An 18535-nucleotide genomic window follows, 5' to 3' on the forward strand; every position below is an offset into this window, starting at 1 on the left:
GGCTCAGTCCAGAGGGAGCAGCAGGGCCCGCAACCGCCGGGCCAAGGCCTCCAAAGGAGCCCCATCGGGCGGCCGTTCACAGCGCTCTCCAGATGCGGGATCCATCCACACCGGATGGTTCCCATGCCAGAGCAGGGGGCGTTCCTGATCCTCAGACCAGGCCAGGTTGAGGTTGAGCGCATCGCCGCTGCGATAGATCTCCAGCTCCAGATCCTCCTCAGGGCAGCGGATCCCATCTGGTTGACGGGCCTCCAGCCGTAGACAGCAATCATCCAGGTGCTGGGCCGCACCGAGTGGGAGCACGGCGTGCCTCAGGGGCTTGCGGCAGAGGTCGGCCGCCGCTGCCACCAACTGCTGCAGGTTGGTGTTGACCAGCTCAGGGGTAGCCACGAATCGAGAGCAGTTCCAGATGGATCGGACCGGATCGAAAGCCCGCATTCAGGCCACCATCATCGGCGAATCGGGAGTGCAGCACCTGCAATCGGGTGATCCGGGCTGGATCGAAGACCAGGGGCAGGCCCACCGGTTTCGCCCGGACCGAGGCCCGCAGATCGCGGAAGGGAATGCGCAGCAGGGTGGCGCCTTTACTCTCAGTGCCGAATTCGATCACCCAACGCAAGCCACCGGGGATCAGATTGGTCAGCCCTGCCAGTCCATCGGCGCAGGCCACGGCCAACTTGAACCGTCGTCCTTCCCCCACAAGCTCGAGCTCCAGGCCTTCGCATGCCGAAAGATCCAGCGGCGGCGAAAACAGGGGGGAGCGGGCACTGATGAAGCCTCCGCCCTCCTCGATCAACAGGCCATCAAACACCAACCCCTGGGGCCCGACCCGGCAACTGCCCTGGCTGCGCCCTCCCATCACGGTGTCGTTGAGGGCGTGCCAACCACTGAAGCCGTCCCCCGAGGAAATCGGGATCACGGGGCCACTCCTGCAGCCGCCGCGCGGTCAGCCAGGATCCACACGTCGGACGAGGGTCGGACCAGCTTGGCTGGGGTGCGCTCGGGGGATTCCTGGGGATCCAGCAGGCGGCGCAGCGCCTCCACTTTTCCCGAGCCACTCACGAGGAACAGCACCTGCCGGGCCGCCGACAGGGTTGGGGCGGTCAGCGTCACCCGGGGCAGCCCCTTGCCTTCGCCGAGGGTGACGGCCCTGTCCACCACACCCGGGGCGGCGGTACCCGGAAACAGCGAGGCCGTATGGCCGTCATCGCCCAGCCCCAGCAGCACCAGATCAAGCACCGGTGGGGTGGTGCGACAGAGCTGATGCAGGGTCTCCCCATAGGCCTCGGCCCCCTGTTCGGGCGAGGCGAGGGTGGTGGGCACCGCATGAAGGCAGGCGTGGGACCCTGGCTCCCCGGCGAGCAGGGTCTCCCGGAGCATGCGGGCATTGCTGGAGGGGTCATCGGCTGGAACCCAACGCTCATCCCCAAGAAGCACATCCACCCGCTCCCAGGGGAGATGCTGCTGGCCGAGTAACCGGTAAGCCGCCTTCGGCGTTTCTCCACCCGCCAGAGCGATCTGGGCCCGGTCCCGTTCCGCCAGCACTAGATCGAGGGTTGTGGCGATGGCCTGGGCCGTGCGGCTGGCGAGCTCGTCGGCGGAATCGGCCACAACCAGGCGGTAGAGGGTCGGGGACGGATTGGCGGGGGAGGGAGGGGGATTCATGGCCTTGGGCACCGGGCAGCAGCCTCAGTCAAGCCACTCCGTGTGGAAGCTGCCCGCTTTGTCGACCCGCTCGTAGGTGTGGGAGCCGAAGCAGTCGCGCATGGCCTGCACGAGGTTCTGGGGCAACCGACCGCTGCGGTAACTATCGATGTAATCGAGGGTGCTGCTGAGGCATGGCACGGGAATCCCAGCCAGAGCCGCACCGGCCACCACCTGGCGCAACCCGGGCAGACGCCGGTTGATCTGGTCGGCGAACCAGGGGTCCAGCATCAGGTTCGGCAGCGAGGCATTGGCGCCATAGGCGTTCTGGATCCGCTGCAGCAACCGGGCCCGGATGATGCAGCCCCCCTTCCAGATCTGGCCGATGGAGGAGAAGTTGAGGTTGTAGTTGTGCAGCTTGGACGCCTCCTGCAGCAGGGCCATTCCCTGGCCATAGCTGACGATGCAGGCGGCGATGCAGGCATCCCGGAGTGGGCCCATGCCATCGGCTGGCGATCCCAGCGAAAAGGAATGGGCGGGCGGAGCCGGAATCAAGGCGCTGGCACTGAGACGTTCTGGGCGCAGCGAACTCAGCACCCGGGCGTTCAGGGCGGCATAGATCGTGGGCACTGGCACCCCCATTTCGAGGGCGCTCACCACGGTCCAAAGACCTGTGCCTTTCTGTCCTGCCGCATCGACGATGGCCTCCACCAGGTCGCCGCCCGTTTCCGGATCCTTGGTGCGCAGGCACACCTCGGTGATCTCGACCAGGAATGAGGCCAATTCCTCGGTGTCATTCCAACCGGCGAGCACATCAGCCATTTGGTCGCCGTTCATGCCGCCCACCCGCTTCATCAGGTCGTAGGCCTCAGCGAGAACCTGCTCGATGGCGTACTCGATGCCGTTGTGGACGGTCTTGACGAAGTGGCCAGCGCCCCCCGGACCGATGTAGGTCACGCAGGGACCGTCGTTCACCTGGGCCGCCATCTTGCGCACCAGGGGTTCGATGGCGTCGTAGGCCGCCTTGGTACCCCCGGGCATCATGCTGGGGCCCTCCAGGGCACCCTTGGCGCCACCGGACACGCCCATGCCGATATACCCGAAACTCTGGCTTTCCAGCTCGGCGACCCGCCGTTCCGTGTCGGTGTAGAGCGAATTGCCACCATCAATGAGCAGGTCCCCCTCCTCGAGGTAGGGAGAGATGGCGGCGATGGTGTCGTCCACCGGCTGCCCTGCCTTCACCATCATCAGGATTCGCCGGGGCCGCTCGAGTGCACCCACAAACTCCTCGAGGGTGGCGGCGCCGACGATGTCCTTGCCTGCCCCGCGCCCGGCCAGGAAGTCCTCGGTTTTGGCATAGGTGCGGTTGTACACAACCGAGGAGTAACCGTTGCGCTCCGCATTGAGCACAAGGTTTTCACCCATCACACCGAGACCAATGAGGCCGAAATGTGCCTTGCCCATGGCGGAGTTTGAATCCAATTGGGCTCAGTGTGGCGAAGCCACGCAGCCCTCCACAGCATCCGTCACAACTTGCTGGCAATGGTGTCAGCAACTCCTGGCTTAAGGGCCAACGCTGGCTCAGATCACGGTGCCGTCTGCGATCGAGCCGTTTTTCACCACCACCACAATGCCGTTACGAATGTAGAAATTCAACTCGGGCCGATCAGCCTCTTCAACGTGATCCTTATTGACGATGGTCACGTTGTTGCCGATGCGTACGTTCTTGTCGAGAATCGCGCGCTTGACCGTGGTTCCTTTTCCCACCCCGAGGGGGATACCGCCTCGCTCCCGCAGCACGAGCCGCTCTTCCGAGGATTCGAAGTAGTCAGCGCCCATCACCAGGGTGTCCTGGAGAACGACTTCATCCTCAACCCTGGTCCGCACCCCCAACACGCAGTGGTGAATGCTGCATGCCTTCAGCAACGATCCCTCGCCAATGATCGAGGCGGTGACTTGGGCGTCCTGCAACTTGCTGGGCGGCAAATAGCGGGGACGGGTGTAAATCGGGAACTTTTCGTCGTAGAAGGAGAAGGCCGGGTTGGGTTGGTCGGTCAGGGCCAGGTTCGCCTCATAGAAGGCGCCAATGGTACCGATGTCTTCCCAGTAATCGTCAAAGAGAAAGCTCTGGAGCCGATCGCCCCGGGCCAGCGAGGATGGAATGATTTCCTTGCCGAAATCGGTGGAGGTTGGGTTGGAATTCAGCAGGTCGAACAGCGTCTCACGGCTGAACACATAGATGCCCATGGATGCCAGGTAAGGACGCTTGGCTGCTTCCTCCGCCGACAGTCCCAGCGCCTGGGTATCCACCCGCATGGCAGCCAGAGCTTCGCCCTTCGGCTTCTCCCGGAATTCCTGAATGCGTCCATCGGCACTGGTCCGCATCAAACCGAAACCCTCAGCCTGGGCGGCATCAACGGGCAGGGCACCCACCGTCAGCTGGGCTCCAGTGTCGATGTGATGCTGAACGAAACGGCTGTAATCCATGCGGTACAGCTGGTCTCCGGAGAGGATCAGGTAGTGATCCACATCCCATTCCTGGAAGAGCCACTGATATTTCCGCACCGCATCGGCCGTCCCTTCAAACCAGCTCGGGCTCTCTGGGGTTTGCTGGGCTGCCAACACCTCCACGAAGCCCTGGCCGAAGCCAGCGGAGAGGTTGTAGCTCATCGTCAGGTGACGGTTGAGCGAGGCGCTGTTGAATTGGGTCAGTACATAAATCTTATTGATCTCTGAGTTGATGCAATTGCTGACCGGAATATCAATCAGGCGGTACTTGCCCGCCAGCGGTACGGCTGGCTTGGCGCGCATCTTGGTGAGCGGATAGAGGCGTGTCCCAGCACCGCCTCCCAAAATGATCGCCAGTACGCGTTTCATAAACCCTGTTGCCGGCGGTTCTCGGGGCTGACCGTACTGGAGCAGCGCGCACCAGCGCGACCCTTTTGTTCAGTGGCGGCACGAACTGTTGCAGAGCCACCCTGCCTGGAGTAGGCAGTTAGCCCTCTCCAGGCTGCTCCTGAAGCTCAAACAGCTCCTCAAGCACGCGCATGGCGCTATGGCGTTGCTGGCGTGGTTGGGGGGCACGCAGGTTGGTGACGGGGGTGTGGAGAATCTTGTTGATGATCCCCTTGCTCAGGGCTTCCACCACCTTGCGTTCCCGGGCTGACAGATCCGGTCCCATCCGGCTCAGCGCCTTCTGCAGCTCCTGCTCGCGGATGTCCTCCAACTGGCGGCGCAGGCGGTTGACGACCGGGACGGCCTCCAGACCATCCCACCACTCCAGGAACAGCCTGGACTCCTCTTCGAGCAGGCCCTCGGCTTCGGCTGCCATTTCACGCCTGGCCTCCTGGTTGCGGTTCACGACTTCCTGCAGGTCGTCCACATCGAAGGACTGGACACCCGTCAGGGCGGCTGTGTCGGCGGCGATGTTTCTGGGGACGCCAATGTCCACCAACATCAGACTGGAGCGCCGGTTGAGGCCACGGAGGCGATCGGCCGTAATGATCGGATTGTCGGCAGCTGTGCTGGTGAACACCAGGGAGCAGGTGCTCAGGCAGTGGTCCAGATCCTCGAGGGGGCGGCACTGAACGGGCAGGGCTGGAAAGTCGGCCGCCAGCAGCTCCGCTTTGCTGACCGTGCGGTTGAGCAACACCACGCCCCGGCAGCCCTTGGCCTGGAGGTGCTGGAGCAACAGGCGCGCCATGCGGCCGGCACCCACCACCGCCACCTGTTCCTGGTCCAGGGGAACCAGCTCATCGAGGCCACGGGCTTGGCCCACCTTGAGTTGGGCGAGCTCCACGGCGGCGGAACTGATCGATACCGCACCGGTGCCGAGGTTGGTCTCGGTACGAACCCGCTTGCCCGTGCTCACCGCCTGGGTGAGCAGGCGATTCAGGATTGGGCCCACGGAGCGATGCTCCTGGCCCAACCGCACCATCTTCTTCACCTGGGAGAGGATCTGGCCCTCGCCCAGCACCAGCGAATCGAGGCCGGCCGCCACCCGCAGCAAATGGCTGATCGCTTCCTCGTGGTGGAAGGTGAACAGATGGGGGGTGAGCTCTTCGACCGCCAGACCGGAGTGCTGGCTCAGAAACGAACCCACAGCGGAAATACCCTGCTCCGGATTGCGGAGCAGGGTGTAGATCTCAAGCCGATTGCAGGTGCTGAGGATGGACGCCTCAAGCACCTGGTCATCGGAGCGGAGCTGCTGAAGCGAAGCCTCCATGGTTTGCTCCGGGATGCTGAGGCGTTCCCGGATCTCCACTGGAGCCGTGCGATGACTGAGGCCGACGACGGCTATGTGCATGGAGGCTGGCTCGAGGGCGCGGGCTGCGAAGGGGTCAGCTCAGCGCGATGCTCTTGGCCCCATCCTTGATGTGGATGGTGTTGGTGAAGCGGGCCGTGTTGTCGAGGGTGCTGATCACCAGGGAGCTGGTGCGGGTGCAGTCCTTCTCAAACTTGACGCCGTGGAACAGCAGGCCGTCGGTGATGCCACTGCCGGCAAACACCACGTTTTCCCCAGAGGCCAGCTCTTCGGCCTCGTAGATCTTGTCCACATCGGTGATGCCCATCTCGTTGAGGCGGGCAATGTTGCCCTCCTTGGTGTAGTCGGCCCACTCGGAGGTTTGGGCAATGGCGGGGTCGTACACCAGCTGGCCCTGGAAGTGGCCGCCTAGGGCGCGCATGGCAGCGGCGGAGATGACGCCTTCGGGGGCGGCACCGATGCCCATCAGACAATGGGTGCCGGTGCCGGCGAAGCCACAGGCAATGGCGGCTTGCACGTCGCCGTCGGAGATGGGTTGCACCCGGGCGCCGGTGGCGCGGATTTCGGCGATCAGATCCTTGTGGCGGGCCCTGTCCATCACCACGATCGTCAGTTCACTGGCGGCAAGACCCAGGCACTGGCTGAGGATCTGGATGTTTTCCGTGGCCGACTTGCGAATGTCCACCTTGCCCTTGGCCGCCGGGGGGGCAGCCAGTTTCTTCATGTAGAAGTCGGGGGCGTTGAACAGGCCACCGCGATCGGAAGCGGCCAGCACGGCCATGGAGCCGCGTTGGCTGTTGGCGCAAAGGTTGGTGCCTTCGCAGGGATCCACGGCGAAATCCACGCCGGGACCGGTGCCACTGCCGACCTCCTCGCCGATGTAGAGCATGGGAGCTTCGTCGCGCTCACCTTCACCGATCACGATGCGGCCCTGCATCTGGATCTGGCCCATGCGCTTGCGCATGGCCTCCACGGCAGCGGCGTCCGCCTCGTCTTTCTTGCCCAGGCCTGTGAGTTCAGCGGAGGCGATGGCGGCTTGCTCAACGACCTCAAGAATTTCCTGGATGAGGGTGCGATCCACGGTGATCCGGCAGGGGAATGGGCTTCAGGGAATGGCTTTGGCCCGGCGGGACACGGGGTCTGAGTCCTGCTGCTGCTAGGCCTTTCAGGCTTGAAGCGGCCGCAACTGTATCAGTGACTTCGACCCTCGCGGCTCCTTACAATCACCGTCCCTGTGCGACGAGCCCAGCATGAGCACCAAGTCCCTGGTCATCTCCCCGTCGATCCTCTCCGCCGACTTCTCCCGCTTGGGCGACGACGTGCGTGCCGTCGACCAGGCTGGTGCCGACTGGATTCACGTCGACGTGATGGATGGGCGCTTCGTTCCCAACATCACGATTGGTCCCCTGATCGTTCAGGCCCTCCGTCCTGTCACCACCAAGGTCCTGGACGTCCACCTGATGATCGTGGAGCCGGAGAAGTACGTGGCTGACTTTGCGAAGGCCGGAGCAGACATCATTTCCGTGCAGGTCGAGGCCTGCCCCCACCTGCACCGCAACCTCGCCCAGATCAAGGATCTTGGCAAAATGGCCGGAGCGGTTTTGAACCCGAGCACTCCCCTGGACACCCTCGAGTATTGCCTCGACCTCTGCGATCTGGTCTTGATCATGAGCGTCAACCCGGGCTTCGGAGGCCAGAGTTTCATTGACAACCAGGTGCAGAAGATCCGTGACCTGCGTCGCATGTGCGACGAGCGGGGTCTCGATCCCTGGATCGAGGTGGATGGGGGCATCAAGGCCGACAACGCCTGGAAGGTGCTGGAAGCGGGCGCCAATGCGATTGTGAGTGGGTCGGGAATCTTCAACCAACCCGATTACGCCGCAGCGATCACGGGCATTCGCAACAGCAAGCGACCCGTGGCCGTCGCGGCCTGAGCCCTTCCGGCCCACCCGGCTTCATCAGCTGTGGGCCCCCCTCTCCGGAGGGGGGCTTTTGCTTGGCCGTCAGCTGTCGAAGAACCAGCCGTAGCTGTGCAGACCGATTCCCAGCAGATTCACGCCGATGTAACAGACCACGATCACCACCAAGCCAGCAGCTGCCACCAGGGCGGGTTTGCGACCCTGCCAGCCGCGGATCAAACGGGTGTGCAGATAGGCCGCATAGACGAGCCAGCAGATCAGGGCCCACGTTTCCTTGGGGTCCCAGCTCCACCAGCTCCCCCAGGCTTCGTTGGCCCACACAGCGCCACTCACCAACCCCACCGACAACAGCAGAAATCCCACCGTGATCGTGCGATAGCTGAGGGAGTCGAGTTGTTCCACCACCGGGATGGCCACGCTGCTGAGCTGCATGGCAGGGGCCGCAGCAGGGCCATCAGGGCCCTCCCCCACGGCAGCCAGGCGGGCCTGGCGATAGCCACCGCTGCCGATCGAGCTGCTACGCAGCTCCAGTGCATTGCTGCGGTCCGTGAACAGCACGGCCAACGACAGCAGGGAGCCCACCAACAGGGCTGCGTAACTCACCATGATCACACTGACATGCATGACCAACCAGCTCGAACGCAGCGCTGGCACCAGGGGTGAGGCTTCCTGGAGACGGTCGGGCAGGGCAAAACTGGCAAAGGCCACACAGCCCAAGGCCATCGGTGTGGCAGCGGCGGGCACCAGGGGCGAGGGCCAGCTGCGTTCCACCAGGAGTTGGGTGAGGGTGCAGGCCCAGGCCAGGAAGCAGAGGGATTCGTAGAGATTGCTGATGGGGAAGTGACCCGAATCCCACCAGCGCAGCACCAGTTGGGCCGTCAGGCAGAGGTTGGCGACTGCCACGAGCAGCCGCACCGCCGTGCTGGTGCGGCCCCCGCTCAGGGACCAGAAGGCCAGGGGCAAGACCAGCAGGAGCAGGGCAAAGGCCGCCAGGCCCAGGCCAAGCACCGGATCAGTCAACAGGGCAGGCACAGGCATGGCATGAGGTGGGGGCAGTCTGGCGAATCGCCGGCGCGGTCAGCGGCTGGCCTGCCGCAACAGAAACAGGCCGCCACCAATGCCGATCACCACGGGCAACCAGGCTGACAAGTAGGGGCTCAGGGTTCCCTTCACACCGAGGGAACTGAACACGAACGCCACCAGGTAATAGCCGAAGATCAACAGCACGCTGAGGCCAAAACCCTGGCTGCGACTGCGTCGGGAGTGGGGTCTGACCCCCAGGCTGCTGCCGATCAGGCCGAACACCAGGCAGACCGCAGGGAAGGCGAATTTTTCCTGGATTCGCACCCGTAACTTGCGCGCTCCTTGAAGATCGCTGGCTTCCCGCAGCAACCGTTCGGCCGTGCGGGCCTGACCAATCGTCATCGAGTTGGAGTCCTTCGGCAATTTGGCCACCTGCAGGGGCTGGCTGCCCAAGGGGTAGAGGTAACGGTCGAAATCCGCCGACGTGGTGGAACTGTCCGCCCCCTCGGTGACCCCGAAGACGTGGCCATCCAGGAATTCCCACTGGGCATCGGGTTCACTCCAACGGGCGCGATCGGCACTGAGCAGGACCCGTTGATCACTGCGCGAGAGGTCGAGCAGGGTGACCCGCTCCATCAGGCCTTTGTTGAAGCGCTGGGCATAGAAAAAATGGGTCAGTCCCTTCTCCGTACTGCCATCGGGAGCCTGAATCTCCCCATACTTCGAGAACATGACATTGTCCTTCTGCTCACCCGCCACGGCCCTGCCGATGGCCCGGTTGAGGGTGTTCTTGGCCTCCAGCACGGTACGGGGCACGATCGCCTCGTTGAAGGTGAAGGTGAGCAGGGTCATCACCAGGGCGACGGCCACGGCAGGCATCACCATGCGCCAGGTGGCCACTCCCACACTGCGCAGGGCCGTGAGTTCACTGTTCCCCGAGAGCTTGGAATAGGTGAGCAGGGTGGCCATCAAGGTGGCCATCGGGAAGGACAACACCAGAAACGACGGCATTTCCAGCACCAGCACCCGGACCGCCACGTCGAGGGGGAGGCCAGACTCGGCCACCCGACGAACCAGCTCAAACACCGCGCCCACGGACAGGGAAACGGCCGTAAAGGCGGCGATGCCAAAGATCAGCGGACCGATCAGTTCCCCCAGCAACCAGCGATCCAGCAGGGGCAGTTGGCGCCAGGGTCGCAGTAGGGATTGGCGATAGCGGTGCAGCACGGTCATAGCCGGAAGGCCTCCCCGAGATAGTGCCGGCGGACCAGGGGATCGGATCCCACCTCTGCGGAGCTACCGGAGGCCAGAATCCCCCCCTCAGAAAGGATGTAGGCCCGGTCCGTGATCGCCAGGGTTTCGCGAACGTTGTGGTCCGTGATCAACAGCCCCATGCCGCGGTTCCTGAGTTGGTCGATCAGTTGCTGCAGATCGGCCACGGCGATCGGATCCACGCCAGCGAAGGGTTCATCGAGCAGCAGGTAGCGGGGCCCCTCCAGACCGACGGCGAGGGCCCTGGCGACTTCACAACGGCGGCGTTCACCGCCGGAGAGCTGGTATCCCTTGCGGTGCTGAAAGGCCGTGAGGTGGAAATCCGTGATCAGCCCCTCCAGCCGTTCGCGACGGTGCTCGAGGGGTGTGGCACTTTCCTGCAGGGCCAAGCTGAGGTTGTCGCGCACGCTCAACTGCCTGAACACACTCGGTTCTTGAGGCAGATAGCCGATGCCCAGCCGTGCTCGCTGGGGCATGGGCAGGAGCTCGATCCGTTGGCCATCCATCAACACCTGTCCTGAATCGGGGCGCATCAGGCCTGTCACCAAGCCGAAGGTTGTGGTTTTGCCCGCCCCATTCGGGCCCAGCAAACCCACCACTTCTCCGGGCTCAAGCTGGAGCGAGACATGATTCACCAAGAGCCGGCCGCCAATCGCCAGCACCACATCAACCAACTCCAGACTCATGGCTGGGGGGCCGTTGGTGCGTTGAGGCGATAGCGGGAGACGACCTGTTCTCCGAGGGCGGGCTCAGCCACAACCCGCTCCCGTTCCACCAGGTACACCAGCCGCTCGGCACGGATGCTGTGACCCCCCTCCTGGAGAACATCCACATCTCCACTGAGGACAACCCGCCCTTCGCGGCTGAAATACTGCGCCTGACGCGCGGTGGCGACCACCCGCTGATCGGGATAGACGATGCGGACGTTTCCGGTTGCGGTGACCACCCCCGTGCTGTTGTCAGCTTTCTGCAGGTCTGACTCAATCGTCACCAACCCATTGGTGGGTGTGACCATCACCGGGTTGGCAGCCGGCGCCACTGGGGGGTGCTGTTGGGCCGTGGCGGCTGAGGCAGCGAAGGAGGCGGCCAAAACCAACGGGGCCGCCAGCCGCCAGGACCAGAAACGCAGCATCAGATCGACCAATGGCTTGGGCCTGCACCGCTCTGTGGGCAATCTACAGACGGCTGTTGGCCCCCCGTTGCAACCAATCTGGGGGTTGGACACCCATCGAGTGACCCATTGTCTTGCAGGGCACGCAAGCGCATGGCGGCTGTCTGGCGGAGCGTTTCCAGCTCGAGGCCCAGGGCGTTGGCGTCGACACGGGCCAACCTGCCCAGCCCCTCCCCCATCAAGATCGTGGCCCCACGGCGATTGCCCCGTTCGTGGTGGAGTTCGGCGACGGCAATCTGCAGGATTCCCTGCAGAACGGGCCGCATGGCGCCAGCGGTCTCGTGCCAAAGGGCCTCAAATCCGTCGTGGCAGGCATACCACTCGCCCGCATTGAATTGGGCCATGGCTTCGGCCAGTCGCGGATCGGCCATCAACCCCTGTTCCTCAAGGTCCAGGGGGATGGGCCGTTCGTGGGGCTCAGGCACCCGTCAGCGCTTGGCCGCCTTTTTGGACGGCAGCTTGCGAAGGCGGATCGATTCGGGAGTCACCTCGAGCATCTCGTCTGGACCGATGTATTCGAGGGCCCGCTCCAGGGTCATCTGAATCGGGGCCTGCAAGGTGTCCAGCACTTCAGCGCCGGCGGAGCGGATGTTGGTCACCTGCTTGGCCTTGCAGACGTTCAGCTCCAGATCGGGCGGACGGTTGTGCTCGCCCACAATCATGCCCTTGTAGACCTTGGTGCCAGGCGTGATGAAGAACTGGCCCCGATCTTCTGCGCCCTTGAGTGCATAGAAGGTGGCTGTGCCCTCCTCGAAGGCAATCAGCACGCCGTTGCGGCGATTGTCCATATCGCCCTGCATCGGGCGGTAGTCAAGGAAGGAGTGGCTCATGATCCCTTCGCCGCGGGTGGCGCGGATGAACTCCCCGCGGAAACCGATCAGGCCCCGGGAAGGCACCACGAACTCCAGTTGGGTGCGCCCGTCGTTGGTGTTCTCCATGTTCTGCATCTCGGCCTTGCGGATGCCGAGTTTTTCGATGCAGGCACCCACCGACTCCTCGGGCACATCCAGCACAAGGGTTTCGTACGGCTCCGATGGGGTGCCATCGATGGTGCGGAAGATCACCTGGGGCTGGGACACCTGAAACTCATAGCCCTCACGGCGCATGGTTTCGATCAGGATGCCGAGGTGAAGCTCACCGCGACCGCTGACGGCCCAGCGGTCGGGAGAGTCGGTGTCTTCGACCCGCAGCGCCACGTTGGTGAGCAGTTCCTTCTGGAGGCGGTCGCGCACCTGACGGCTGGTGACGAATTTGCCCTCCTTACCGGCAAACGGCGAGTCGTTGATGACGAAGGTCATCTGCAGGGTGGGCTCATCCACCCGGATCAGGGGCAGGGCTTCAGGGTGGTCGGGGCAGGCGATCGTCTCGCCAATGTTGACCTCATCAAAACCGGCCACAGCCACGAGGTCGCCGGCGCGGGCCTCGTCAATTTCAACCCGCTGCAACCCCTGGAAGCCGAGCAGTTTGCTGATGCGGCTGCGCTTGATGCTGCCGTCGTCACGGATGAGGGCGGCGGGTTGGCCCGCCTTGATGGTGCCGTTGTGGATGCGGCCGATCATGATCCGGCCGAGGAAATCCGAGTAGTCGAGGGTGGTGACCTGCAGCTGCAGGGGCTTCTCAGGGTCGCCCACCGGCGGCGGAACGTGGCGCAGGATGGCTTCGAAGAGCGGCTTCATGGTGTCGCTCTCGGTCTTCATGTCCGGCTTGGCGTAGCCACCCATACCGCTGCCAAAGAGGTAGGGGAAATCGCATTGATCGTCATCGGCACCGAGCTCGAGGAACAGGTCGAGCACCTTGTCGACGGCCACTTCGGGATCCACCCGGGCCCGGTCGATCTTGTTGACGAACACGATTGGACGCAAGCCCTTCTCGAGGGCTTTCTTCAGCACAAAGCGGGTCTGGGGCATTGGGCCCTCATTGGCATCCACGATGAGCAGGCAGCCATCCACCATGCCCAGCACCCGCTCCACCTCGCCGCCGAAGTCGGCGTGGCCTGGGGTATCGACGATGTTGATGCGAATGCCGTCGTAATCAACAGCGGTATTTTTCGACAAAATAGTGATCCCGCGCTCGCGCTCGAGATCGTTGGAGTCCATCACACAGGTAGGAACCGCCTCTCCCTCACGGAAAATGCCCGATTGACTGAGCAGAGCATCCACCAACGTGGTTTTGCCATGGTCAACGTGGGCAATGATCGCAATATTGCGAATCGGCGTGCCTGGGTGTGCACTACTCATACGTGGGATGACCTACGGTTAGATAGGTCTGATTGAGTGATCGGTTGGGGTGGATTCGAGTTTGACGAGAAGCTGTCTTGAACGAGAATCTTGAACTTGAACGAGAGTCTTGAACGAGAAGCGACTTTTCACTTGAAGCCAGCTTCTGACTCTATCCCACGCCCCGGCCAGACCTGAGACTGCCGCGGGTCACGCCGAGACGGCTGTCGAGCTGTTCGCGCTGCCACAGCTCGCGACCGCTGATCTCACCCCGCAGGGTGGCGGCGTACTGCCGCACCCTGTGTCGGGCTTCCTCAGCCGACTCCAGCAACAACTCCAGCCTCACCTGGCGCACTCCAGCCCTGAGCAGCTGGGGCAACGCCTCGGCCGCGGTCTGCGCGCGCCCATTGAACAGGGTGTTGCGGCAACCAAGATCGGCCAACAGGGGGTGGTCACTGCCGCTGCGATCGCGCAGCACAACGCTGTGCTGCTCGCAGGGTCGGCCGCAGTCGGTGTGGTCATGCCCGTCGGAGAGAAACGCACAGAACAGGCAGTGCTCCATGTGGAACAGGGGCATGTGCTGGTGCACCGTCACGGAGATCCGACCGGCGGGGCAACCGCGCACCAGGGCCAGCATCTGCTGCAAGTCGAGGTCGTAACTGGCGGTGATGGATTGGAGCCGCCAGTGCTGCAAAAACCAGGCGGCCGTCAGGGGGTTCGCCACATTCAGGGAGAAGTCGCCGTGGCACGGAGCCAGGGGGCTGAGCATCTCAAGCTGGTCGGCATTGCGGACCAGATAGGCGTCGGGGCTGACCTTCAGCAGGGGGTCCAGGGTCCATCGCTCATCCGGGCGGGTGATGCGGGATCCAGCCAGCCAGATCCCCCGCGGCCAGCAACCCCGTCCGATCGCCACGGCTTCGCGCAGGTCGCTGGGCTGCTCCAGGTCGGCGATCACTGCGGTCACCGGTTGATCCCGCAGGGCCCGCAGCTGGTCGAGGTTGCGCACCAGCACGATCAGTTCGGGGGAGGAGCTGGCCTCGCCCTCAGGGGCGGGGGGCTCAGCACCCGGTACCGCGGCGAGCCGTTGCAGACAGGCGGGCAGATCGGGGGGCTCGGGGGCCGGAAGCCGGGCCGCTGGTTCCAGCTGGGCCAGCAGCTCCACCAGCTCCCGCCGCATGCGGTTGAGCTCCGCCAGGGGGAGAAACAGCGGCCCAGCCAGCTCGAGCTCCAGCCCATCGAGGCGCCAGGGGGTTCCACCGAGCCGGCCGAGCTGGGCCACCAGCCTGTCGTGGTCGAGGGGCTGGCCCGTGGCGCGCTGGAGGCACGCGAGCGAGTGCACTGTGAGAGCAGCGCCGGCCAGACGGGGCTGCTCTGATCTTCCCTCGAGCGCCAGCAGTCGGAGCTCCAAGGGCTGCCCCTCCCGCCCGGACACCGCCAGCCGCAGTCCGACGCTGGCTTCTGGGGTCGAAGCCGTTGCCAGCCGATGCCAGTGCCGCTCCAGGGTGGGATCGCTCGTCAGCCAGCAGGGGCTGCCCTGGCCAAGGCCGCGACCATCGATCCGACCTGGCCCCAGGCGGATCGCCAGTCGGTTGTCAGGTCTTGGCTGCACGGCCATGACCCGGCCACCCACCTCGGCAGGAGCCTCCAGGGGGTTGCTACCCGCAAGCTCAAAGACCACCCCATCGCCGGGTTTGAGCGCTGCGGAGCTACGCAGCGTCCACCAGCCCTGGGGATCCAGGTGCTCCAGCACCCCGATCAGGGGGCCCCGCTTTTTGCTCCAGCGCCCGTGCACCAGCTTGCGGTGGTCGATGCCATCCAACCAACCGGTGGACAGGCCGCGCGAAAAACTCAGCTCCAGGGCCCGGCGTTGCTCCGTACTTTGGGGGCCCGGCCTGTCTCCTTCGGCAAGGCGATTCAGGCTTTGGCGATAGGCCTCGGTCACTGCGGCCACGTAGGTGGCGTCCTTCAGCCGGCCTTCGATTTTGAGGCTGGCGATCTCCAGATCGACCAGCTGGGGCAACAGCTCCCAGGCCGCCAGATCCTGGGGGGAGAGCAAATAGCGCTGATCCTGCAGGTCCCGCTCCTCCCCATCCACGATCAACTGATAGGGCAGACGGCACGCCTGGGCGCATTCCCCCCGGTTCGCGCTGCGCTGGCCCAGCGCTTCGCTGGTGAGGCACTGCCCGGAGTAGGCCACGCAGAGGGCACCATGCACAAACACCTCCAGGGGCATGGCCAGTTGACGCTGACGCAACTGCTTCTGAAGCCGGCCCAGATCGGTCAGGGTCAGCTCCCTGGCCAGCACCACCCGTTCACACCCCAGGTCGGCGGCCTGGGCAACCCCGGCGGCGCTGGTGATCGACATCTGGGTGGAGCCGTGGATGGCCAGTTCGGGCGCCAGTTCCCTGGCCAGTCGTGCCAAGCCGATGTCCTGCACGATCAGGGCATCCACCCCGGCTTCGGCCGCAGCCTGAATGAGGCCCGCAGCCTCCGTGAGTTCTTCGGTGAAGACCAGCACATTCACCGTGAGGAAGCCCTTCACGCCGCGCTGATGGAGCCAGCCCATCAGCTCCGGCAGCTCGGAACGGCGGAAGTTGGCGGCCCGCATGCGGGCGTTGAAGGCCTCCACGCCGAAATAGACGGCGTCGGCCCCGTTGGCCACCGCAGCCCGCAGGGCTTCCCAGGTGCCTGCCGGTGCGAGCAGCTCAGGAACCGCCATCAGCGGGCCAGGCGCTGGGCCGGTTCAAACACCTTCAGCGCCGCTGCGGTTCCCTCAAAGCGCCAGTGCCAGGGCTCGTAGCTCACACCCTGGGCATTGCCCCTGGGAAAGGACAGGACAAAGTGATAGCGGGCGGCATGGTCCTGCAGCCAGGCGAAGGCGGCCGTCTGGTCGAACGCGGGTGAGAGGTTGGCGGCCGGCGCCCGACCATCGCCGAGATCGACGGCATAGCCCGTGCTGTGCTCTGAAAAACCAGGCGGGGCACTCACCATCGCCCGCTCCCGGGCATTTTGGTTCCGCTCCGATTTCACCCCGAAGAACAGGTCGTTCTGGACCGGGATCGAGCGAAAGGCACTCAGCACCGCCAAATCCACCCCGGCGGCGGCCGCATCCCGTTGCATGGCCAGCAGGGCCTGGGCGGCATCGCGATGCAGTTCCAGGCCGGGAGCCACGGCCACCCGTTGGGTTGGGGCTACCTCTGGATAGGGAAAGTGGCCCAGCAGTCGGCCGTCGAGGGAGGTGCGGGCATTGAGTCCCTTCACGGGCGGCGGAGCCAACAGCCGCAGCAGGGGCTGGGGTCGCCAGACCAACACCAGCGTTAGGGCCACCAGGAGCGTGCCCGTGCCCACCGTCAACCGCAGCAACCAGCGGTTGGCGGGGGTCAGGGCCGGGCTGGTGCGCCGGGCCACAGGAATGTCGTCCAAGCCCGTACGGCGGGGAGGACGACGGGTCAGGCGGGTCCCCTGGCTGGCACCGGACAACGGCCCTGTGAAAGAAGGAATAAAGATCCTAGGTGGGGAGAGCGGATTGGCCACCAGCAGGCCGCTCAGCGGTGTTAGCTTCAGCCCAACATCCTTCCTGGCGGAGCGGTTTTCAGATGTTGCGTGTGGCAGTGGTGGGTGGCGGCCCCAGTGGTTCCTGTGCGGCTGAAGTGCTTGCCAAGGCCGGCATCCAAACGTGGATCTTCGAGCGCAAGCTCGACAACGCCAAACCCTGCGGTGGAGCGATTCCGCTCTGCATGGTCAGCGAGTTCGACCTGCCCGAGTCGATCATCGACCGCAAGGTGCGCAACATGAAAATGATTTCCCCCTCCAACCGGGAGGTGGACATCAACCTGGACAACGCTGATGAGTACATCGGCATGTGCCGCCGGGAGGTGATGGACGCCTTTCTACGCAACCGCGCTGCCGATCTGGGAGCCCACCTGGTCAATGGACTGGTCACCAAGATCGATACGGGCACCAACCGTCAGGGGCCCTACACCCTCACCTATTCCGACTACGGGGCGGGCGAGGCCACCGGCGAAACCAAAACCCTGGAGGTCGATCTGATCGTGGGCGCCGATGGTGCCAATAGCCGGGTGGCCAAGGCCATGGATGCTGGCGATTACAACGTGGCGATCGCCTTCCAGGAGCGCATCAAGCTGCCGCCTGAGGAGATGAAGTACTACGAAAGCCTGGCCGAGATGTACGTGGGAACGGACGTGTCCCCCGACTTCTATGCCTGGGTCTTCCCCAAGTACGACCACGTGGCCGTGGGCACCGGCACCATGCAGCAGAACCAGGGCCTGATCAAGAGCTTGCAGGAAGGCATCCGGGAACGGGCCAAGAAGCGTTTGGTGAACGGTGAGGTGATCAAGGTGGAAGCCCACCCGATCCCCGAGCATCCCCGGCCACGTCGCGTTGTGGGTCGGATGGCGCTGGTTGGCGACGCCGCTGGCTATGTGACCAAGAGCTCCGGTGAAGGCATCTATTTCGCCGCCAAGAGTGGCCGGATGTGTGCCGAGCAGATCGTGGAGTCCAGCGCTGGTGGCACCAAGGTTCCCAGTGAAGCCGATCTCAAAAAGTATCTGAAAAAATGGGATCGCCAGTACGGCGCCACCTACAAGGTGCTCGAGATTCTGCAAAATATCTTCTATCGCAATGACGCAGCCCGCGAAGCCTTCGTGGAGATGTGCGATGACAAAGATGTCCAACGCCTGACCTTCGACAGCTACCTCTACAAGCGGGTGGTGATGATGAATCCCTGGCAGCAACTCAAACTGACCCTGCTCACCCTGGGTTCCGTGCTGCGCGGCAACGCCCTGGCCCCCCAGGGTTACAAACCGGTGGACAGTGCCGTGCGCGATGAGGCTGAAGTCAACGCCATGCTGGCGGTGAGCACCATCAAGGGCGGTATCAAGGTGGGAGCCAAGCAGACGGCTGCAGGCCGTTCCGCCGTCAAGGGCCCCGATGCTTCTGCTACCAAGACTTCCGAAGCTGGCGACGGGGAGCGCGAGCCGGTGCTGGCGGGAAAGGGTTGAGGCCC

The 18535-nt window shown here is 64.2% G+C and carries 17 protein-coding genes; 2 read left to right on the top strand and 15 right to left on the bottom strand.

Going from position 1 to position 18535, the window contains the following annotated elements; translation table 11 throughout:
• Nucleotides 1-3 precede the first annotated feature (3 nt).
• The 7 genes from H6G16_RS06915 to glpX all read right to left on the bottom strand — a co-directional run bounded on the left by H6G16_RS06915 (nt 4) and on the right by glpX (nt 6989).
• Nucleotides 4-390: a hypothetical protein gene (locus H6G16_RS06915; protein WP_190389543.1), complete on the bottom strand. Its 387-nt coding sequence runs from the start codon at nt 388-390 to the stop codon at nt 4-6.
• Nucleotides 377-919, bottom strand: coding sequence for a CIA30 family protein (locus H6G16_RS06920; protein ID WP_190389544.1), 543 nt, complete (start codon nt 917-919; stop codon nt 377-379). The genes H6G16_RS06915 and H6G16_RS06920 overlap by 14 nt, the downstream gene beginning before the upstream one ends.
• Entirely contained in the window at nt 916-1665 is a 750-nt protein-coding gene (pgl, locus tag H6G16_RS06925) for a 6-phosphogluconolactonase (protein WP_190389545.1), read from the bottom strand. Before pgl ends, H6G16_RS06920 begins: the two co-directional genes overlap by 4 nt.
• A 24-nt stretch (nt 1666-1689) precedes the next feature.
• Nucleotides 1690-3108 (bottom strand): NADP-dependent phosphogluconate dehydrogenase, encoded by a 1419-nt coding sequence (gene gndA, locus H6G16_RS06930; RefSeq protein ID WP_190389546.1) that lies wholly within the window; start codon nt 3106-3108, stop codon nt 1690-1692.
• Nucleotides 3109-3225: 117 nt separating this feature from the next.
• Nucleotides 3226-4521, bottom strand: a complete 1296-nt coding sequence (locus H6G16_RS06935) for a glucose-1-phosphate adenylyltransferase (protein ID WP_190389547.1) — start codon at nt 4519-4521, stop codon at nt 3226-3228.
• A gap of 118 nt (nt 4522-4639) precedes the next feature.
• Complete coding sequence (locus tag H6G16_RS06940) at nt 4640-5950, bottom strand: glutamyl-tRNA reductase (protein ID WP_190389548.1); 1311 nt, start codon at nt 5948-5950, stop codon at nt 4640-4642.
• A gap of 34 nt (nt 5951-5984) precedes the next feature.
• Nucleotides 5985-6989, bottom strand: a complete 1005-nt coding sequence (glpX, locus tag H6G16_RS06945; RefSeq protein WP_190389549.1) for a class II fructose-bisphosphatase — start codon at nt 6987-6989, stop codon at nt 5985-5987.
• A gap of 169 nt (nt 6990-7158) precedes the next feature.
• On the opposite strand from glpX, the gene rpe reads away from it, so the two are divergent.
• Complete coding sequence (rpe, locus tag H6G16_RS06950; protein WP_190389550.1) at nt 7159-7842, top strand: ribulose-phosphate 3-epimerase; 684 nt, start codon at nt 7159-7161, stop codon at nt 7840-7842.
• Nucleotides 7843-7911: 69 nt separating this feature from the next.
• On the opposite strand, the gene ccsB is transcribed toward rpe, so the two are convergent.
• The 8 genes from ccsB to H6G16_RS06990 form a co-directional block, all read right to left on the bottom strand.
• Nucleotides 7912-8865: a c-type cytochrome biogenesis protein CcsB gene (gene ccsB / locus H6G16_RS06955; RefSeq protein ID WP_190389551.1), complete on the bottom strand. Its 954-nt coding sequence runs from the start codon at nt 8863-8865 to the stop codon at nt 7912-7914.
• A gap of 39 nt (nt 8866-8904) precedes the next feature.
• Complete coding sequence (locus H6G16_RS06960) at nt 8905-10083, bottom strand: LptF/LptG family permease (RefSeq protein ID WP_190389552.1); 1179 nt, start codon at nt 10081-10083, stop codon at nt 8905-8907.
• Nucleotides 10080-10808 carry an LPS export ABC transporter ATP-binding protein gene (gene lptB / locus H6G16_RS06965; protein ID WP_190389553.1) on the bottom strand — a complete coding sequence of 243 codons (729 nt, stop codon included), beginning with the start codon at nt 10806-10808 and terminating at the stop codon, nt 10080-10082. The genes H6G16_RS06960 and lptB overlap by 4 nt, the downstream gene beginning before the upstream one ends.
• Nucleotides 10805-11254, bottom strand: coding sequence for an LPS-assembly protein LptD (locus H6G16_RS06970; protein ID WP_190389554.1), 450 nt, complete (start codon nt 11252-11254; stop codon nt 10805-10807). Before H6G16_RS06970 ends, lptB begins: the two co-directional genes overlap by 4 nt.
• On the bottom strand, nt 11254-11718 hold the full coding sequence (locus H6G16_RS06975; protein ID WP_347238821.1) for a DUF309 domain-containing protein: 465 nt from the start codon (nt 11716-11718) through the stop codon (nt 11254-11256). Before H6G16_RS06975 ends, H6G16_RS06970 begins: the two co-directional genes overlap by 1 nt.
• A gap of 3 nt (nt 11719-11721) precedes the next feature.
• Nucleotides 11722-13530 carry a translational GTPase TypA gene (gene typA, locus H6G16_RS06980; protein ID WP_190389555.1) on the bottom strand — a complete coding sequence of 603 codons (1809 nt, stop codon included), beginning with the start codon at nt 13528-13530 and terminating at the stop codon, nt 11722-11724.
• Nucleotides 13531-13681: 151 nt separating this feature from the next.
• On the bottom strand, nt 13682-16228 hold the full coding sequence (locus H6G16_RS06985) for a U32 family peptidase (protein WP_190389556.1): 2547 nt from the start codon (nt 16226-16228) through the stop codon (nt 13682-13684).
• A complete protein-coding gene (locus tag H6G16_RS06990; protein WP_190389557.1) occupies nt 16228-16932 on the bottom strand; it encodes a M15 family metallopeptidase in 705 nt (234 codons plus the stop codon). Before H6G16_RS06990 ends, H6G16_RS06985 begins: the two co-directional genes overlap by 1 nt.
• 173 nt (nt 16933-17105) lie before the next feature.
• On the opposite strand from H6G16_RS06990, the gene chlP reads away from it, so the two are divergent.
• Nucleotides 17106-18530: a geranylgeranyl reductase gene (chlP, locus tag H6G16_RS06995; protein WP_190389558.1), complete on the top strand. Its 1425-nt coding sequence runs from the start codon at nt 17106-17108 to the stop codon at nt 18528-18530.
• Nucleotides 18531-18535 lie beyond the last annotated feature (5 nt).

The sequence above is a fragment of the Cyanobium sp. FACHB-13342 genome (assembly GCF_014697415.1).
In the GTDB taxonomy this organism is placed as follows: domain Bacteria; phylum Cyanobacteriota; class Cyanobacteriia; order PCC-6307; family Cyanobiaceae; genus Cyanobium_A.